The sequence below is a fragment of the Oscillibacter sp. KLE 1745 genome (assembly GCF_000469445.2).
Lineage (GTDB): Bacteria > Bacillota > Clostridia > Oscillospirales > Oscillospiraceae > Oscillibacter > Oscillibacter welbionis.
In genome coordinates this window covers 6,208-6,553 of the sequence record NZ_KI271766.1, presented here as the reverse complement: position 1 = coordinate 6,553, position 346 = coordinate 6,208, and the positions used below count along the sequence as shown (strand labels likewise).

Annotated in this window: 1 protein-coding gene; it reads left to right on the top strand. The window is 60.4% G+C overall.

The window, feature by feature from the left end:
• The coding region (locus HMPREF1546_RS19330; protein ID WP_021752123.1) for an S-layer homology domain-containing protein at positions 1–346 on the top strand (346 nt) is incomplete at both ends.

Genomic DNA, 346 nt, shown 5'->3' with positions numbered 1-346 from the left:
TGACCATGTCTCTGGTCACCGTCAGCGCCGGTGCTAAGGACTTCAGTGATGACGACAGCATCACCTATCAGGAAGCTGTTGACGTCATCTCCGAGATTGGTGTTGTCGACGGTTACACCGGCGGCGACTTCAAGCCCACTGATGTCCTGACCCGCGGTGCCGCCGCCAAGATCATCTGCAACCTGATCCTGGGGCCCACCACCGCTTCCGCTCTGAGCGCCAGCAGCGCTCCCTTTAAGGATGTGCCCGTGAGCAACACCTTCGCAGGCTACATCACCTACTGCGCCCAGGAGAAGATCATCAACGGCTATCCCGACGGCACCTTCCGTCCCACCGGCACCCTGAC